Raw genomic sequence first — 15,591 nt, forward strand, 5'->3', positions numbered from 1 at the left:
GATATCGGGGGCGGTGAGAATCCGCGCGCGGCAGCCGGAATCGGCGAGGGCGCGCACGACCCGGCCGGCCGCGATCGTGATCGCGCGGGAAGCGCCTTCCTCGCCGCCGCCTCGCCGGGCCACAGCCGCGACGCTCTCGGTGGCGTCGAATCGCAGGGCGAGCCAGACCATCCGGGTCGCCGTCGCCGGGAGCGGTCCGACCAGTCTGTCGTACACATCGGTCGCGGGTGTGCCTGCCGCGGCGCGATAGCCGTGGCTGACGATGTCGATTCCGGTCAGCGAGATGTCGTGCTGCACGAGGCACGCGGCGAGCGCGTCGGTGGGGAGTTCGTGCGTCGTCTGGAAGCCGTCACGGGTGATCTGGGTGAGACTGCCCGCGGGAGGAAGGACCTCGACGACGGCGACCACGTTCCCCCCGTCCCAGCGGAGCCCGACGGACTGGCCGGTCGGCGCCTGGAAACCGACGGTGCGGGACTCCGTCCGGCCGGGTTCGGTGCAGTACCGCCAGTACGTCCGGGCCCAGTCCAGGCTCGACCAGCCGCCTACCCGGACGAGCGCGGCGACGACGAGAAGGACGGCAAGTGCGACGGCGCCCCACCAGACCAGCCCGCACAGCGAGGCCACGACGCCGCCGGTCACCCCCAGAAGTTGTGCGAGGATCACCTCGGTCGCCGAGAACCGAAGAGACGACGGCCGACGTGTGACGCGTGAGCGGTCCATGGTTCCTCCCCCGAATACCTGAACCCAGCAGACCCGTACCCGTCCGCCGTGAAGATTGTCGATGGAACTGTACTGTGTCACCCCGAGCGCTGTGCAGCACGGGGGAGGAACAATGGCTGTAACACCCACCACCCGGTGGCAGGTCAACGGGTATCGCTTTCTGGTCAGAAGGATGGAGCACGCCCTGGTGCGTCGCGACGTCCGAATGTTGCACGACCCCATGCGGTCGCAGTCACGCGCGCTCGCGGTGGGGGTTGTGATCGCGTCACTCGGCCTCGCAGGGTGCGCAGCGCTGGCGCTGTTCCGTCCGCAGGACAAGATCGGTGACGCGTCGATCGTCGTCGGCAAGGACTCGGGCGCAATGTTCGTCGTCATGGGCGACACTCTCCGTCCCGTTTTGAATCTCGCGTCCGCCCGGCTCATCGTCGGAAAGTCCGAGAATCCGGTGATCGTCAAGGAATCCGAACTCGACACCCGCGCGCGCGGTGCCCTCGTCGGGATCCCCGGCGCGCCGTCGGCGCTGCCTGCCGGAGACCCCGCGGCGAAGACCCCGTGGACCGTGTGCGATTCGATCGCGGCCGACGGAAATCATTCCGTCACAACATCGGTCATCGTCGGGAAGACGGAGGGTTCCGACGGCGGCGGGTCCCTCACGGGAGATCAGGCACTGCTTGCGTCGACCTCCGACGCGTCGTACCTGATCTACGGCGGCAAGCGGGCCAGGGTCGACCTGGACGACCCTGCTGTCACCCGTGCGCTGGGCCTCGAAGGCGCCCGGCCGCGTCCGGTGAGCAAGGGCCTCGTCAACGCCATCCCCGAGGTGCCGCCACTCGCGGCTCCCGTCATTCCGGGGGCCGGAAGCAGCCCTCGGTATCCGTTGCAGGACAAGGTCGTGGGATCGGTGTTCACGGCGCTGATCGGCTCCGAGGCCACCCACTACGTGGTCCTTCGCGACGGAATCCAGAAGATCAGCTCGGCCGTCGCGAACCTGATCTTCCTGTCGGACTCGCACGGCGACACCGAGATGTCGAGCGTCCCGCCGGACGCCACCAAGCGAATCCCCTCCGTGGAACAGATTGAGGTGGACAGCTTTCCCGAGTCGGCGCCCACGATCGTCGATGCCTCCGACAGTCCCGTGAGCTGCCTGACGTGGAAGCCTCTCCGTGCACCGGACGAGACCGGCTCGAGTGGTCCGGCGGCCGAACTGTCGCTGGTCGCGGGCCGCGCCCTCCCGATCCCGGGCGACGCCCGCGCGGTCGAACTGGCCCAGGCGGACGGCGCGGGCGACAACGCCGACACGGTCTATGTACAACCGGGAACCAGCGGTTTCGTGCAGTCCACCGGCATCGAGCCCACGAGCACGCGACGTGACAGCTGGTTCTTCGTCGCGGACACGGGAGTTCGGTTCGGTATCCCGGACAGGGACGCGGACAAAGACTCTGCCAAGGCATTGGGGCTCGACGGCGCCCAGCCTCTCGCGCCCTGGCAGATACTCGCCCTCCTGGCGCAGGGCCCCTCGCTCGGAAAGTCGTCGGCGCTCGTTGCACACGACGGTGTCGCACCGGACCTCGACCCTGCCGCTGTCGCGTCAGGATCCAGATAGGAGTTCGCGGGGGAGGACGCGGTCTCGTTCAGGCGTCCGCATCCTCCCCGTCGGGCGGAGGGTCAGTTCCGGTCGGTCGCCGAGCGGAACCGGCGGCGGAGCGGGAACGACGCCAGGACGCCGAGCACGAGCAGTGCGCTCAGCGTTCCGGTGGCCGCCACTGCGACGTTGCGCGGCCGATGGTCCGGGGGAGCAGCGGCCGGAAGCTCCTCGATCGCGACGGAATTCGACTGATCGACGATGGCATCGTCGAGGGGAACGTCGGCGGTGACTGCCGCCAGCGGATCGATGATCCCGTGCCCGACCGACGGATTCCACCCCTCTGCCGGAGCATGCGCCGTGGCCTCGATGCGGGCCATGACCTGCTGTGCGGACAGTTGCGGGAACCGCGAACGAACCAGGGCGACGGTCGCCGAGACGTACGGGGCGGCGAAACTCGTTCCCTGCACCGGCTCCGCGTTGCCCTCTGGGGCGTACACCGTGTTCGTCAGGTCGCCGGTGGTCGGGTGCAGTGACGTGAGACCGGTTCCCGGGGCTGCGACGTCGACCCACGGACCGGCCAGGCTGAAGTCGCTCGCCGAACCGTTTGGCTCGACGGAGCCGACGGTGAGCACGTAGTCGTCGTACCAGGCGGGACTCGCGATGGTGCTGACGGAGTCCCACAGATCGGCGCCGGGCCGGAGGGGGTCGACCGGTGGATTCTGAATCTTGCAGTCTCCGGAACCGAAGTTGCCTGCTGCCGCGACCACCACGGCGTTGTGCACCGTGACGGCGTACTTCACGGCAGCTCCCACGTACCGGTCGCCGCTGCCGATCCCCTCCGTAGCGGTCTTGCACGCGACCTCGGAGATGTTGATGACGGTCGCACCCTGGTCGGCCGCACGCCGGATCGCCGTCGCCATCGTCACAACGTTTCCGTATCCGCCGACCGAGTTGCCGGCGTTGTCGACCTCGTCGGCCTGGCCGGCGGGGTTGTACGCATTGCTCGACTGCCGGATCGACAGGATCCGCGAATCCGGTGCGCCACCGGAGAAACCGGAGCCGGGCACCTGCGAGGCGCCGATCAACCCGGCGACGAGAGTGCCGTGCGCGTCGCAGTCGACCGTTCCGGTCTGCGTCCCCACGAGGTCGCCGCCGTCCACGAGTCCGGGGAGACGGGGGTGCCGCGAGACGCCGGTGTCGATCACCGCGACGATCTGACCGGCGCCCCTCGTGATCGGCCAGACCGACTGGAAGTCGAGATCGCGCTGGGCCGCCGGGACGTCGGGGCCGTCGGGCACGCGCACGGCATCTTTGCAATTGCGGCGTAGCTCGGCCTTCTGGCGGTCCGTCGGTGGAACAAGTCCGACGTCCACGGGAGCGGGCACCACAGCCGAGGCGCCGCCCTGACCCACGGCGGCGGTGACCGCCACGATCGCGGTGGCCAGGACGACGCGGGTGAGCCGGCGCCTCACAGTCCACGCATCAGCGAGTAGAGACCGGTCACCCAGCACACCAGCGGGACGATCGACGCGATCACCGCCAGATCGATGAGCTCGGCCACCCGCCGCATCACGGGCGAGAACGTCCGGCGGGGGGCGAGGATTCCCAGCACCAGCCCGCCGACGGCGAACAGGATCGCGACCGCGAACGATGCGATCGCGAAGTCGGGTACGGCGACAGCCGCGGCGGTGAGCAGCAGAACCAGTATCGTCACCCCGCCCGCGATCAGCGGAACGGCCTGCTCGGCGCTGCTGTATGTGCGTCCCCGGAACATCAGGACGGTGGCGGTGGCGACGGCGAGAGCGAGTCCGGGCCAGAAGATTCCGTCGTGCACGCCCGGGTGCGCCGCGACGAGGGCGCCGGTCACGGCGAGTGCCGTCATCGCGCCGACCAGGCCCGTGAGGTACTTGCGGGCACGTGCCGCTCGCTGTGCGAGGGAGTCGAACGAGGGCATCGTCACCTCGTCGTCCGGGTCGTCCTCGGACGGATCGACCGACGTGCCCGGAGCGGGGACCGGGGGCAGCGGAAGCTTCGCCAGCAGTATCGACACCCGGGCCGAGAAGGCGAGTCCGATCAGCGCCGCCGCCACGAGGCCCGCGCCGACCGCGGCGGTCGGGTTGCCGAACAGCGTGGCCACGAGCGCGGCGATCGATCCGAACAGGGACGTCACCGACAGTGCCGTGAACAGTCGCAGCCCGACCCCGCCCAGTCGTAACGCCAGAACGGCGGTGGTACCGGCCAGCGCGAGCCCGAGGAGCAGGTGCGCAGCGCCGAGATCGYCCGGCACGAACAGAATTCCCGCGGCGAACGAGAGGGGAACGGCGCATCCGCTGAGGACCACGGAACTGGGCGCGTCGCCGTAGACGCGGCCGGTGACCGCGCCGGCGATCAGGAACAGCAGGGCCGTCGCGACGGCACAACCCGCCCCCAGGAATCCTTCCGTCCCCGCCCCGGACCACAACAGTGCGAACGAACCGACGACGGTGCCGAGCACGGCGGCGACGGAGCCCACGACCCGTGCGGAACCCCGGGTCCACTCGCGGTCGCCCTCGGCGTCGGCGATCGCCACGTTGTACATGATGTCGTCGAACAGCGGCGGCGGTGCGCCGGCGTGCACACTCTGCAGCACGAGGAGATCCCCGTCGCGGATTCCGTGCTCGTGCAACGTCAACGTGGTCGAGAGCGGCGAGTGCCCGATCTTCGCGAGAACCCACTCGCTCGGTTCGTACTGTTCGAGGGAGTCGTCGAAATCGTTGGTACTGCGATGGGTGCGAATGGTGTCGACGATCCCCGGAACGAGGATGGCAAGCGGCACACCGAACGGCACGGCCATGTCGACCTGCGAATGCGTCGACAGGACGGTGATGCGGCACAGATCGGCCGCGGCACCGGGACGGGTGGACGAAGCGGATCCCCGCGATTCGTCATGGGTGACGGACACTGCGATTCCCCCAACTCTTCCGACGCACAACCCCATCTGCGCCGTTACGACACCGATCGACGACAGATCACGGATCGTCGTCCGGTTTGATCACGGGTGACCTTACGACACTGCGGGCGGTGCCTCCAGTGTCCACCAGGGCACGACCTCCTATATGCCCGATCGCCCTCCATGGGTTAGTGTCTGACTTCGCGGATCGAGCCCAGGGGGGCGGACCCGGAGTTTCGGGATCGGATCGGCTGCACGGTTTTTTCGGGGCGGTTGTAGTCATGGGGGCGAGTAGTGAGCACTATTCGATTCGTGCGCAAAGCGCGACGGGAAGTACCACGCATTCCGGGCGGCGAAGTGAGCTTGCAGGCTCCGCCCGAGATTCCACGTCTGGTTCCCGGAAACCTTCTAACCAAGCTCCTTCCCGTGGTCATGGTCGTCGCCATGGTCGGGATGATGGCCCTGATGTTCTCGTCGGGCATGGCCCGCAATCCGATGTCGATGCTCTTTCCCGTCATGATGATGGTGTCGATGCTCGGCATGCTGGCAGGCGGCGGCCGTGGTGGCCCGAAAGCGGCGGAGGCCAACGAGGACCGCAAGGACTACCTGCGCTACCTCGATCAGCTGCGGCGCGACGTCAACGAGACCGGCGGGCAGCAGCGAAAAGCGCTCGACTGGAGTCACCCCGAACCCGGTCTGCTGTGGACCCTCGCAGGCACGGCTCGCATGTGGGAGCGCCGTATCACCGACCCCGACTACTGCCACGTGCGCGTCGGCCGGGGAAGCCAGCGCCTCGCGACCCGCCTGATCGCGCCGGAGACCGGACCGGTGGAGGATCTGGAACCGGTTGCAGCGGTGTCGCTTCGTCGCTTCGTCCGCGCGCACTCCGTCGTTCAGAACCTGCCCACCGCGGTGTCGCTGCGCGGCTTCGCGGCCATCTCCGTCGAAGGGGACCGCGGTACCGCACGGTCCCTGGTGCGGTCGATGCTCATGCAGTTGTGCGCATTCCACGGCCCGGACAATCTCCTGGTCGCCGTCGTGTGCGGTCCCGACACGGAGCACGAGTGGGACTGGGCGAAGTGGCTGCCGCACGCGCAGCATCCGGATTCGTCCGACGGTGTCGGTTCGTCCCGCATGATCTACGGCTCGATCCTCGAACTCGAATCCGCGCTCGGCCCCCAGCTGTCGATGCGAAACCGGTTCTCGCGCAACGCGCCCGCCGCGCCCGGTGTTCCGCAATTCGTCATCGTCGTCGACGGAGGGATTCTCGAGGGCGAATCGGGGATGATCACCGACGGCGGCGTCGACTCGGTCTCCGTTCTCGACATCAGCGGTTTCTGCCCGCGACTGACGGCCACGCGTGGCCTCCAACTCGTCGCGCAGGACGGATCCCTCGGCGCCCGCAGCGGAGTCGGAGTGGAGATGTTCGCGACAGCGGACCTCGTCAGCGCTCACCAGGCGGAAACACTGGCCCGGCGACTCGCGCCGTATCGGACGGCGTCGCATACGGCAGTGGACGCCGGCGACGACGATCAGCCGGTCCAGACGTGGAGCCAGATGCTGGGAATCGGCGACGTCGGCCGTCTCAACCCGGATCACGCGTGGCTGCCCCGCCAGGGCCGCGACCGGCTGCGGGTCCCGATCGGTGTGGGAGTGGACGGTCACCCGGTCGAGATCGACCTGAAGGAGTCGGCCGAGAACGGAATGGGGCCCCACGGACTGTGCATCGGAGCCACCGGTTCCGGCAAATCGGAGTTTCTGCGGACGTTGGTGCTCGGGCTGATCTCGACGCATTCGCCCGAGGCGCTCAACCTCGTCCTCGTCGACTTCAAGGGCGGCGCCACGTTCCTCGGCCTCGAGGACGCGCCGCAGGTCGCCGCGGTGATCACCAACCTCGCCGAGGAACTCGCGATGGTCGACCGGATGCGGGACGCCCTCGCCGGTGAGATGAACCGACGCCAGGAACTTCTGCGCTCCTCCGGGAACTTCGCGAACGTCACCGAATACGAGAAAGCCCGCCAGGCCGGCGCCGACCTCGACCCGCTGCCCGCGCTGTTCATCGTCGTCGACGAATTCTCCGAACTGCTCAGCCAGCAGCCCGAGTTCGCGGACCTCTTCGTCGCCATCGGCCGACTCGGCCGGTCGCTGCACATCCACCTGCTCCTGGCGAGTCAGCGGCTGGAAGAGGGCAAACTGCGAGGCCTCGACAGCCACCTGTCGTACCGGATCGGCCTCAAGACGTTCTCGGCCAACGAATCGCGCACCGTGCTCGGTGTACCGGACGCCTACCACCTGCCCGCGACCCCGGGCGCCGGATACCTCAAATGCGATTCCGCGGAGATCGTCCGCTTCCAGGCCTCGTACGTGTCCGGCACCTACGAGGGCGGTCGCGTCGACAACGTGCGGCGCCCCGGTGAGGCGGCGGTCGACCTGCGGCCGAAGATCTTCACGGCCGCACCCGTCGCCGTCGACGTCGTCGAGATCCACGACGAACCACAGTCACTCCACCTGACCGAGGAGGCGGCGGAAACCCGCACCACCATCGACGTCGTGGTCGAACGGATCAAGGACCGCGGACCGCGCGCCCACGAGGTGTGGCTGCGGCCCCTCGACGCCGCGCCGACCCTCGACCAGATGCTGCCGAGGTCCGTTCTCACCGAACCGGTTCCCGCACTGAGTTCGCTGCGTGCACCGATCGGGATCATCGACAGACCCTACGACCAGCGGCGCGACCCGCTCGTCGTGGATCTGTCCGGGTCCACCGGCAACATGGCCGTGGTGGGTGGACCACAGTCGGGCAAGTCCACTGCGATCCGCACGCTCATCACGTCGCTGGCCGCCACCCATTCCGCGGAGCAGGTGCAGTTCTACTGCCTCGACTTCGGTGGCGGCACGCTCGCCGGACTGTCGGGACTACCGCACGTCGGATCGGTCGCCAACCGCCTCGACGTGGACCGGGTGCGGCGCACCGTCGCCGAGATGAACACCATCGTGCGTCAACGCGAGGAGCGTTTCCGCGAACTCGGGGTCGAGTCGATGGCGGAGTTCCGCCGTCTACGTGCCTCCGACCCCGGCAGCGGCGGCCCGGCTGCGGGGGTCGCGCAGGACCCGTTCGGCGACGTGTTCCTGGTGATCGACGGGTTCGGCAGCATCCGTCAGGATTTCGAGGCTCTCGAACAGCAGATCACCAACCTTGCGTCCCAGGGCTTGTCGTACGGCGTGCACGTGGTCCTCACGGCGTCACGGTGGGGCGAGGTCCGGCCCGCGCTCAAGGATCAGCTCGGCACGCGCATCGAGCTGCGGCTCGGTGACCCGTCGGACTCGGACCTCGGTCGCAAGACCGCGGCACTCGTTCCCGAAGGCAGGCCCGGACGCGGCATGACCCGCGACAGCCTGCATCTGCTCATCGGGTTGCCGAGGTTCGACGGGAGCTCGGATCCGACCGCCCTGGCAACCGGGGTGGCGCACGCGGTGTCCGCCGTCGCCGCCGCGACCCACGGCAGGCCCGCTCCAAAGGTGCGAATGCTGCCGGCACAGATCGCCCGCGAAGACCTGCTCCACGCTGCCGGGGGGTGGCCGTCCTACCTGGACCCTGCGCAGGCATGTCTGCAGATTCCGATCGGCCTCGACGAGGCCGAGTTGACCCCGATGTTCCTGAACTTCGCCGAGCAGCCCCACTTCCTGGTTTTCGGCGACACCGAATGCGGTAAGACGACGCTCCTGCGGAACATCTGCGAGGGCATCATGGCGTCGAACACGAGCAAACAGGCGAAGATCATTCTCGGCGACTATCGGCGCACGATGCTCGGTGTCGTCGAAACGGAGCACCTCGCCTCGTACGCACCGTCCGAGGACGTGCTGGGGACGAACATGAGGGATCTCGCGTTCCTGCTGAAGGAGCGCATGCCGGGTCCCGGGTTCAGCCGCCAGCAGCAGCGCGACCGGTCCTGGTGGTCGGGCCCCGAAATCTTCGTCGTCATCGACGACTACGACCTCGTCGTGACCTCGAGCGGGAACCCCGTCTCCGCGATCGTCGAATTCCTGCCGCACGCCCGCGACATCGGATTCCACCTGATCATCGCGCGACGCTCCGGCGGTGCGGCACGGGCGATGTACGAGCCGGTCATCGCACGCCTGCGTGATCTGCAATCCACGGGCCTCGTGATGAGCGGCAACCGGGAGGAGGGCAACCTCATCGGCACCGTCCGTCCGAGCGCGATGCCTCCCGGGCGCGGAACGCTGGTCAACCGTGCGGGTACCGGCCTGATCCAGCTCGCGTGGATGCCCCCGCTGTGATGTCGTCGGTCGCGATTCACCTCACTGAATCCGGCATGTGGTCCTGCGTGCAGGGCGTGACGAGGGCGGTACGCGAGACGACGCCGCTGTGCTTCGTCGACGACGAGTACGTCGACGTCGACGGTGGTGTTCTCGCGGTGTCCGACGCACTGACCGCGGTGTACCGGTCTGTGATCGGCGGTGCGGGGGAGGCGTCGCCGATCGCGACGGCGGTACTGTCGCACCCGACGGAGTGGGGTTCCGCGCGGCAGAATGTGCTCGCCGCCGCGGGTTCACGGGTTGCCGCCGACACCGTGCTGGTTCCGGTCGCGGTGGCGGCGGCCGAGGGTGCTGTTTCTTCCGGCGGTCGATGGCTGGTGCTCGAAAGCCGGACGATGGGCGCGACGGCCAGTTACGTGGTCGGTGAGGTCGGCGGATACCGGGTCGTCGCATGCGAGCACGACCCGTCGCTCTGCGCGGACGAGGGGATCGACGAGTGGGCTGCGGCGATCGCGGAACTCGGTGCGCGGGCCCGCGGTGATCGCCCGGTCGACGGAATCCTCCTGACGGGGGCCGGAGATTCGCAGGAGCGCGCATCGATGCGGGACGCCGTGGTCGCGGTCGCGCCCGCGAACACCGATGTCCGGATCGTCACCGGAGAAGAGATTGCCCGGGCACTCGTCGTCGGCGTGGTCGACGCCGACGAAGCGCCGACGACGATGGCTGTCCCGCAGTCGAACTGGCTCGAACCGGCACTGCAGGGGTCGGATCGCGGGGGCCGGCGGAACGTGCGGCCCACTTTTCTCGCGGTGGCTGCGGTGCTGGCAGTGGTCGTCGGGGCCGTTCTCGTCTTCACACTTCGCGACCCCGACCCCGGCACCGAAACGGTCCGCGCACTCGACGCGAGTGCGGCACCGGCGGCCCCGGCCCCGACGCTCACGCGGTCCGCGGTGCCGACGACCACCACGACCGACGCCAGCCTCGAGGTGGGCGGCATTCGTGTAACGCTGCCGAGCGGATGGAAGGAGCGGGCACCCGCGTCGAACTCCGCCGTGCCCCGGCTGGAATTGGTGCCGGCAGGTGGGGCCGACAGGCGAATCATCATCACGCAGAACGCGGTTCGAGAGGGTTCCGGATACGACGAGGTGGCGGCGACGCTCGCGTCGAAGATCGCGCAGCGCGGCCGGCCCGAACTGTTCGGCGAACTCGAGCGCGACGTCGTGTTCGGAGGCAGACCCGGCATCGCGTACAGCGAGTTCCCCGACGAGAGTTCCGCGGTGCGATGGCACGTACTCGTCGAACGCGACCTCCAGGTGAGCGTCGGCTGCCAGTTCCTGGCCGAGGAGTGGGAGTCGATCGAGAGCGTGTGCGAGGACGTCGTGCGGTCGCTGGTGATCGTCCGGTGATCCCGTTCTCTTCGCCGAGAAATCTTCCACGGAGGTGGAACCGATTGGGCGGATGACGCGTCCAATCTTGTGTAGGGGTGAATTCGGGCAGTCCAGTGGGGGCCGCCGCACCGAGAGCAGAAGGAGTCACACATGGCGGGAGTTGTTACCGATGTCGGCCAGATGGAGGTCGCGGCCAATCACGTGCAGACGGTGAACAGCCAGCTGCAGGGCACGATCAACAGCCTCAAGGGTCGTTGCGAGGAGTCGTCTTCGGCGTGGCAGGGTGGAGCGCAGACGGCGTTCATGAACCTGATGGCACGGTACGGAGATGCCTCGCGCCGTATGCAGGAGTCGCTGGACGAGATTGCGGTGAAGATCCGCGAGAACGGCAAGGGTTACGACGCCGCCGAGCAGGCCAACCAGGATGCGATCCATTCGGCTGGAGCCTCGGGATCGCTCGACATCTAGCGCCGGCACCGAGAACAGTTACGAAGCTCGAGGGGAGCACCGAATGTTGAAGTACGGATTTGCCGAGTTGCAGGCGCTGGCGGCCGACATCAAGTCGAACGAAGCGAAGCTGCGCGAGACGCACGACGAGCTCAAGGGCTACGTCAACGGCCTCGTGGCGCAGTGGGAGAGCGGTGCGCGGGACAACTACCAGGCTGTGCAGGCCAAGTGGGACAGCTCTCACGAGGATCTGCTCCAGGTCCTGCAGACGATCTCGAAGGTCGTCCAGGACGGCGCCATCGACATGCAGTCCGCGGAAGACCGGAACGCCACGGCCTGGCTCTGATCTTCGCGTGACACACCCGAGTGCCCCAGCAATCCACGGTTGCTGGGGCACTGTCGTCGCCGCCGTGTACGACGAGGGGATCAGTCGGCGGGCGGTATCAGTCGGCTGAGGACGACGCTGCTCTTGGTCTGGAGGACGGCCGGCTCCGACCGCAGGTTCTCCAGCGTTCGTTCGAGGTGTGCGGTGTCGGTGGTGCGGACGCGGAGCAGGGCGTTGGCGTCGCCGGTGACCGTGTACGCCTCCTGAACCTCGGTGTGGCGGGACACGATCCGCGCGATCTCCACGGCCGACGTGCGACCGCTGCAGTACAACTCGACGAACACCTCGACGCCCGGGCCGAGGGCGCGGGGATCGAGCGCCGCATGGAATCCGGTGATCGCTCCGGACTCGACCAGTCGATCGACCCGGCGCTTCACGGCCGGTGCGGACAGCCCGACCTCGGCGCCGATGGTGGCGAAGCTGGACCGTGCATTGCGCTCCAGTCGCGCAACGATCCGCCGATCGAGCCCGTCCAGACGCAACGAATCATCCATGTGATGGAACGCTAGCGCATTGATCAGGCCTTTTGGTGGGTGGATACTGATGTCACCGACACCGATCGAGGGGGAGTGGAGATGGCGCCCACTGCTGGTATCGAGTCCGAGAGCCCCTATGAGGAGCCGGCGGTCGCGCCGGGCGACGCCGTCCGCCACGCCCACCCGCGGACCTACCTGATGTGCCCGCCCACGTATTTCGACGTCGTCTACGCCATCAACGACTGGATGCGCCCCGGTGAACCCGTGGACCGGGACCGTGCGATGTCGCAGTGGTCCGCGCTCGCGGACACCTACCGGCGGCTCGGCCACGAGGTGCTGACGATCGACCCCGTCGAGGGGCTCCCGGACATGGTGTTCGTCACCGACAGCGGACTCGTCGTCGACGGCGTCGCTCTCGGCGCCCGGTACCGGACCGCCGAGCGACGCGCCGAGGCCGAACACGTGTTCCGGTGGTTTCGGGACAACGGGCTGATCAGGCCCACCCTGCCGCGGTACGTCAACGAGGGGGAGGGCGACTTCCTCGTCGTCGGCGACGTGATCCTCGCTGGAACCGGGTTCCGGTCCGACCCACGGTCGCACGCCGAGGCGTCGGCGCACCTCGGTCGTCCGGTGATCACCCTGAACCTGGTGAACCCGCGCTACTACCACCTCAACACCGCGCTGGGCGTGCTCGACGACAGCACCATCGCGTACCTGCCCTCCGCGTTTTCGCCCGACAGTCGCGACGTGCTGGGGCGAATATTCCCCGATGCGGTGATCGCCGCCGGGACGGACACCGACTGGCTCGGACTCAACCTGGTCAGCGACGGCGCCAATGTGGTGTTGCCCGTGCAGGCTTCACACCTCGCCGACCAGCTGTCGGACCGCGGGTACGAACCCGTTCCGGTCGACTACTCGGAATTCCTCAAATCCGGTGGCGGAATCAAGTGCAGCACTTTGGAGCTCCGCGGCTTCCGCGGGATCCGGGACGAAAGTCAGGGGTGACCAGCAATGTCGGACGGTGTCGTTTCCGTGTCGGATGCCACGCGTGAGCAGCTGAAGAGGGCCGAGGAGCACAGCGCCCACAACTACTCCCCGCTGCCGGTCGTGATCGAATCGGGTGCCGGCGCATGGGTGAAGGGAATCGACGGCGTCGACTACCTGGATGTGCTCGCCGGTTACTCGGCACTCAACTTCGGCCACGCACACCCCGCGCTCGTCCGGGTGGCGCGCGAACAACTCGGCCGGCTCACCCTGACCAGCCGCGCGTTCCAGCACGACCGTTTCGCTACCTTCTGCGAGGACCTGAGCCGGCTGTGCCGGAAGGACGCGGTGCTGCCCATGAACACGGGCGCCGAGGCCGTCGAGACCGCGCTGAAACTGGCCCGTAAGTGGGGGTACGACGTCAAGGGTGTGCCGCCGGGGCGCGCCGAGGTAATCACGTGCGCCGGGAACTTCCACGGCCGCACCATCACGATCGTCGGGTTCTCGTCCGATCCGGACGCGTACGCCGGGTTCGGTCCGTACCCGGCAGGGTTCTCGTCCGTCGAATACGGGAACGCGGCGGCGCTCGAGGCCGCGATCACCGAGAACACGGTGGCCGTGCTCCTCGAACCGATCCAGGGTGAGGCCGGAGTCCTGGTGCCGCCCCCGGGCTACCTCGCGGCGGTCCGGGACATCTGTACCCGGCGCGGAATCCTGATGATCGCCGACGAGATCCAGAGCGGGCTCGGACGGACCGGCGACACGTTCGCGTGCGACCACGAGAACGTGACCCCCGACGTGTACGTGCTGGGCAAGGCGCTCGGCGGCGGCCTGATGCCGGTCTCCGCCGTCGTCGCCGACTGGCCGGTGATGGCGGTGATAGGCCCCGGGCAGCACGGCAGCACGTTCGGGGGTAACCCGCTCGCCTGCGCGGTGGGCAGTGCGGTGGTGGACCTGCTCGAGACCGGCGAATATCAGGAGCGAAGCCGTGAACTGGGCGCCTACCTGCACGACATGCTGTCGCAGTTGCCTCCCGAACACGTGTCGGAGGTGCGCGGGCGCGGACTGTGGGCCGGTGTGCAGCTCGCCGACGGTATGCCGGCCGCCCGGACGATCTGTGAAAGACTCCTGGCGCGCCGGGTCCTCGCGAAGGACGCGCACGAGGGCACGATCCGCATCGCCCCGCCGCTGGTGATCGAACGCGACGAGCTGACGTGGGCCGTCGAACAGCTCGCCGATGCGCTCGCCGAGTGAGTTTTGACCCTGGGGCGCCCTGACCGGTATTGTTCTCCGTTGGCGTGCCGTGCGCCGCTGCGTCTCCGTGTCGCAGTGGCTGGCGGTTCTCGGGTCTCAACTGGCCGCCGGGAATCGCTCGACGATACGCAATGGCCAGCAGCGGATTGAACAAGACGAGGAAGTTCTGTGTCTACGTACACCCCGAAGGCCGGAGATGTGACCCGCACGTGGCACGTCATCGACGCCACTGACGTGGTGCTCGGCCGCCTTGCCGTCCAGGCAGCCAACTTGCTGCGCGGCAAGCACAAGCCCACCTTTGCACCGCACGTTGACGGCGGCGACTTCGTCGTCATCATCAACGCCGAGAAGGTCGCGATCAGCGGCAACAAGCGCGAGGGCAAGTTCCTCTACCACCACTCCGGACACCCCGGTGGTCTGAAGTCCCGCTCCGTCGGTGAGGTTCTCGACAAGAACCCCGACCGCCTCGTGGAGAAGGCCATCGTCGGCATGCTCCCCAAGAACAAGCTGGGTCGCGCCATCAGCAGCAAGCTGAAGGTCTACGCGGGCCCGAACCACCCCCACGCCGCGCAGCAGCCGGTGCCATTCGAGATCAAGCAGGTGGCCCAGTGACGGCGCCGGAGGAGCAGAACGTGTCCAACCCCGAAGAGATCACCGAGGTTGTCGAGGTCGCGGCGGACGAGTACGTGTCCGTCGAGGAGCCCGAGGTCGCCGAGGACATCGAGGCCGCTGCTGCGCCGCAGGCCCCGATCGTGATCGATCGCCCCATCCAGACCGTCGGTCGTCGTAAGGAAGCGGTTGTCCGCGTCCGTCTGACCCCCGGTTCGGGCGACTTCAAGCTCAACGGCCGCACCATCGAGGACTACTTCCCGAACAAGGTGCACCAGCAGCTGATCAAGGCTCCGCTGGTCACGGTCGAGCGTGCCGAGTCCTTCGACATCGTGGCGCTGCTGCACGGTGGCGGACCGTCCGGACAGGCCGGCGCCCTGCGTCTCGCCATCGCCCGCGCGCTCATCGAGGTCACCCCCGAGGACCGTCCGGCTCTCAAGAGCGCCGGCTTCCTCACGCGTGACGCCCGCGCCGTCGAGCGCAAGAAGTACGGCCTGAAGAAGGCCCGCAAGGCATCTCAGTACTCGAAGCGCTGATGT

Annotated in this window: 13 protein-coding genes; 9 read left to right on the forward strand and 4 right to left on the reverse strand. The window is 68.1% G+C overall.

Features of this window, described 5'->3' with window-relative positions; all coding sequences use genetic code 11:
- On the reverse strand, nt 1-720 hold a 720-nt coding region (gene eccE, locus AC1DWT_RS24535; RefSeq protein WP_477922565.1), incomplete at its 3' end, for a type VII secretion protein EccE.
- Between the two features lie 112 nt (nt 721-832).
- Here eccE and eccB point away from each other — a divergent pair.
- Nucleotides 833-2,323 (forward strand): type VII secretion protein EccB, encoded by a 1,491-nt coding sequence (gene eccB / locus AC1DWT_RS24540; RefSeq protein ID WP_206015188.1) that lies wholly within the window; start codon nt 833-835, stop codon nt 2,321-2,323.
- A gap of 62 nt (nt 2,324-2,385) precedes the next feature.
- Here the strand turns inward: eccB and mycP are convergent, their stop codons facing one another.
- Entirely contained in the window at nt 2,386-3,777 is a 1,392-nt protein-coding gene (gene mycP, locus AC1DWT_RS24545) for a type VII secretion-associated serine protease mycosin (RefSeq protein ID WP_072945721.1), read from the reverse strand.
- Nucleotides 3,774-5,246 carry a type VII secretion integral membrane protein EccD gene (eccD, locus tag AC1DWT_RS24550; protein ID WP_477922568.1) on the reverse strand — a complete coding sequence of 491 codons (1,473 nt, stop codon included), beginning with the start codon at nt 5,244-5,246 and terminating at the stop codon, nt 3,774-3,776. Before eccD ends, mycP begins: the two co-directional genes overlap by 4 nt.
- Before the next feature lie 282 nt (nt 5,247-5,528).
- Here eccD and eccCa point away from each other — a divergent pair, with 282 nt between their 5' ends.
- The 4 genes from eccCa to AC1DWT_RS24570 all read left to right on the forward strand — a co-directional run bounded on the left by eccCa (nt 5,529) and on the right by AC1DWT_RS24570 (nt 11,690).
- Nucleotides 5,529-9,530 (forward strand): type VII secretion protein EccCa, encoded by a 4,002-nt coding sequence (eccCa, locus tag AC1DWT_RS24555; RefSeq protein ID WP_206015190.1) that lies wholly within the window; start codon nt 5,529-5,531, stop codon nt 9,528-9,530.
- Entirely contained in the window at nt 9,512-10,915 is a 1,404-nt protein-coding gene (locus AC1DWT_RS24560) for a type VII secretion-associated protein (protein ID WP_241031542.1), read from the forward strand. Before eccCa ends, AC1DWT_RS24560 begins: the two co-directional genes overlap by 19 nt.
- Nucleotides 10,916-11,047: 132 nt before the next feature.
- Nucleotides 11,048-11,365, forward strand: a complete 318-nt coding sequence (locus tag AC1DWT_RS24565; protein WP_015889935.1) for a WXG100 family type VII secretion target — start codon at nt 11,048-11,050, stop codon at nt 11,363-11,365.
- Nucleotides 11,366-11,408: 43 nt separating this feature from the next.
- A complete protein-coding gene (locus tag AC1DWT_RS24570; RefSeq protein WP_072945730.1) occupies nt 11,409-11,690 on the forward strand; it encodes a WXG100 family type VII secretion target in 282 nt (93 codons plus the stop codon).
- Between the two features lie 80 nt (nt 11,691-11,770).
- Here the strand turns inward: AC1DWT_RS24570 and AC1DWT_RS24575 are convergent, their stop codons facing one another.
- Nucleotides 11,771-12,223 (reverse strand): Lrp/AsnC family transcriptional regulator, encoded by a 453-nt coding sequence (locus AC1DWT_RS24575; protein WP_072945733.1) that lies wholly within the window; start codon nt 12,221-12,223, stop codon nt 11,771-11,773.
- Between the two features lie 81 nt (nt 12,224-12,304).
- On the opposite strand from AC1DWT_RS24575, the gene ddaH reads away from it, so the two are divergent.
- The 4 genes from ddaH (at nt 12,305) to rpsI (ending at nt 15,588) form a co-directional block, all read left to right on the forward strand.
- Entirely contained in the window at nt 12,305-13,210 is a 906-nt protein-coding gene (gene ddaH / locus AC1DWT_RS24580) for a dimethylargininase (protein ID WP_206015191.1), read from the forward strand.
- A 6-nt stretch (nt 13,211-13,216) separates the two neighbouring features.
- Complete coding sequence (gene rocD / locus AC1DWT_RS24585; RefSeq protein ID WP_072945735.1) at nt 13,217-14,443, forward strand: ornithine--oxo-acid transaminase; 1,227 nt, start codon at nt 13,217-13,219, stop codon at nt 14,441-14,443.
- A 168-nt stretch (nt 14,444-14,611) separates the two neighbouring features.
- Complete coding sequence (rplM, locus tag AC1DWT_RS24590) at nt 14,612-15,055, forward strand: 50S ribosomal protein L13 (RefSeq protein WP_005239728.1); 444 nt, start codon at nt 14,612-14,614, stop codon at nt 15,053-15,055.
- Nucleotides 15,052-15,588 carry a 30S ribosomal protein S9 gene (rpsI, locus tag AC1DWT_RS24595; RefSeq protein ID WP_043825651.1) on the forward strand — a complete coding sequence of 179 codons (537 nt, stop codon included), beginning with the start codon at nt 15,052-15,054 and terminating at the stop codon, nt 15,586-15,588. Before rplM ends, rpsI begins: the two co-directional genes overlap by 4 nt.
- The last annotated feature ends 3 nt before the right edge of the window (nt 15,589-15,591 follow it).

The organism is Rhodococcus sp. P4_B6 (assembly GCF_056402215.1).

Excerpts from the sequence above, each read along its gene's own strand:
- eccB (WP_206015188.1), top strand. The coding sequence starts at position 833 with ATGGCTGTAACACCCACCACCCGGTGGCAGGTCAACGGGTATCGCTTT.
- AC1DWT_RS24565 (WP_015889935.1), top strand. The coding sequence starts at position 11,048 with ATGGCGGGAGTTGTTACCGATGTCGGCCAGATGGAGGTCGCGGCCAAT.
- AC1DWT_RS24570 (WP_072945730.1), top strand. The coding sequence starts at position 11,409 with ATGTTGAAGTACGGATTTGCCGAGTTGCAGGCGCTGGCGGCCGACATC.
- AC1DWT_RS24575 (WP_072945733.1), bottom strand. The coding sequence starts at position 12,223 with ATGGATGATTCGTTGCGTCTGGACGGGCTCGATCGGCGGATCGTTGCG.
- ddaH (WP_206015191.1), top strand. The coding sequence starts at position 12,305 with ATGGCGCCCACTGCTGGTATCGAGTCCGAGAGCCCCTATGAGGAGCCG.
- rocD (WP_072945735.1), top strand. The coding sequence starts at position 13,217 with ATGTCGGACGGTGTCGTTTCCGTGTCGGATGCCACGCGTGAGCAGCTG.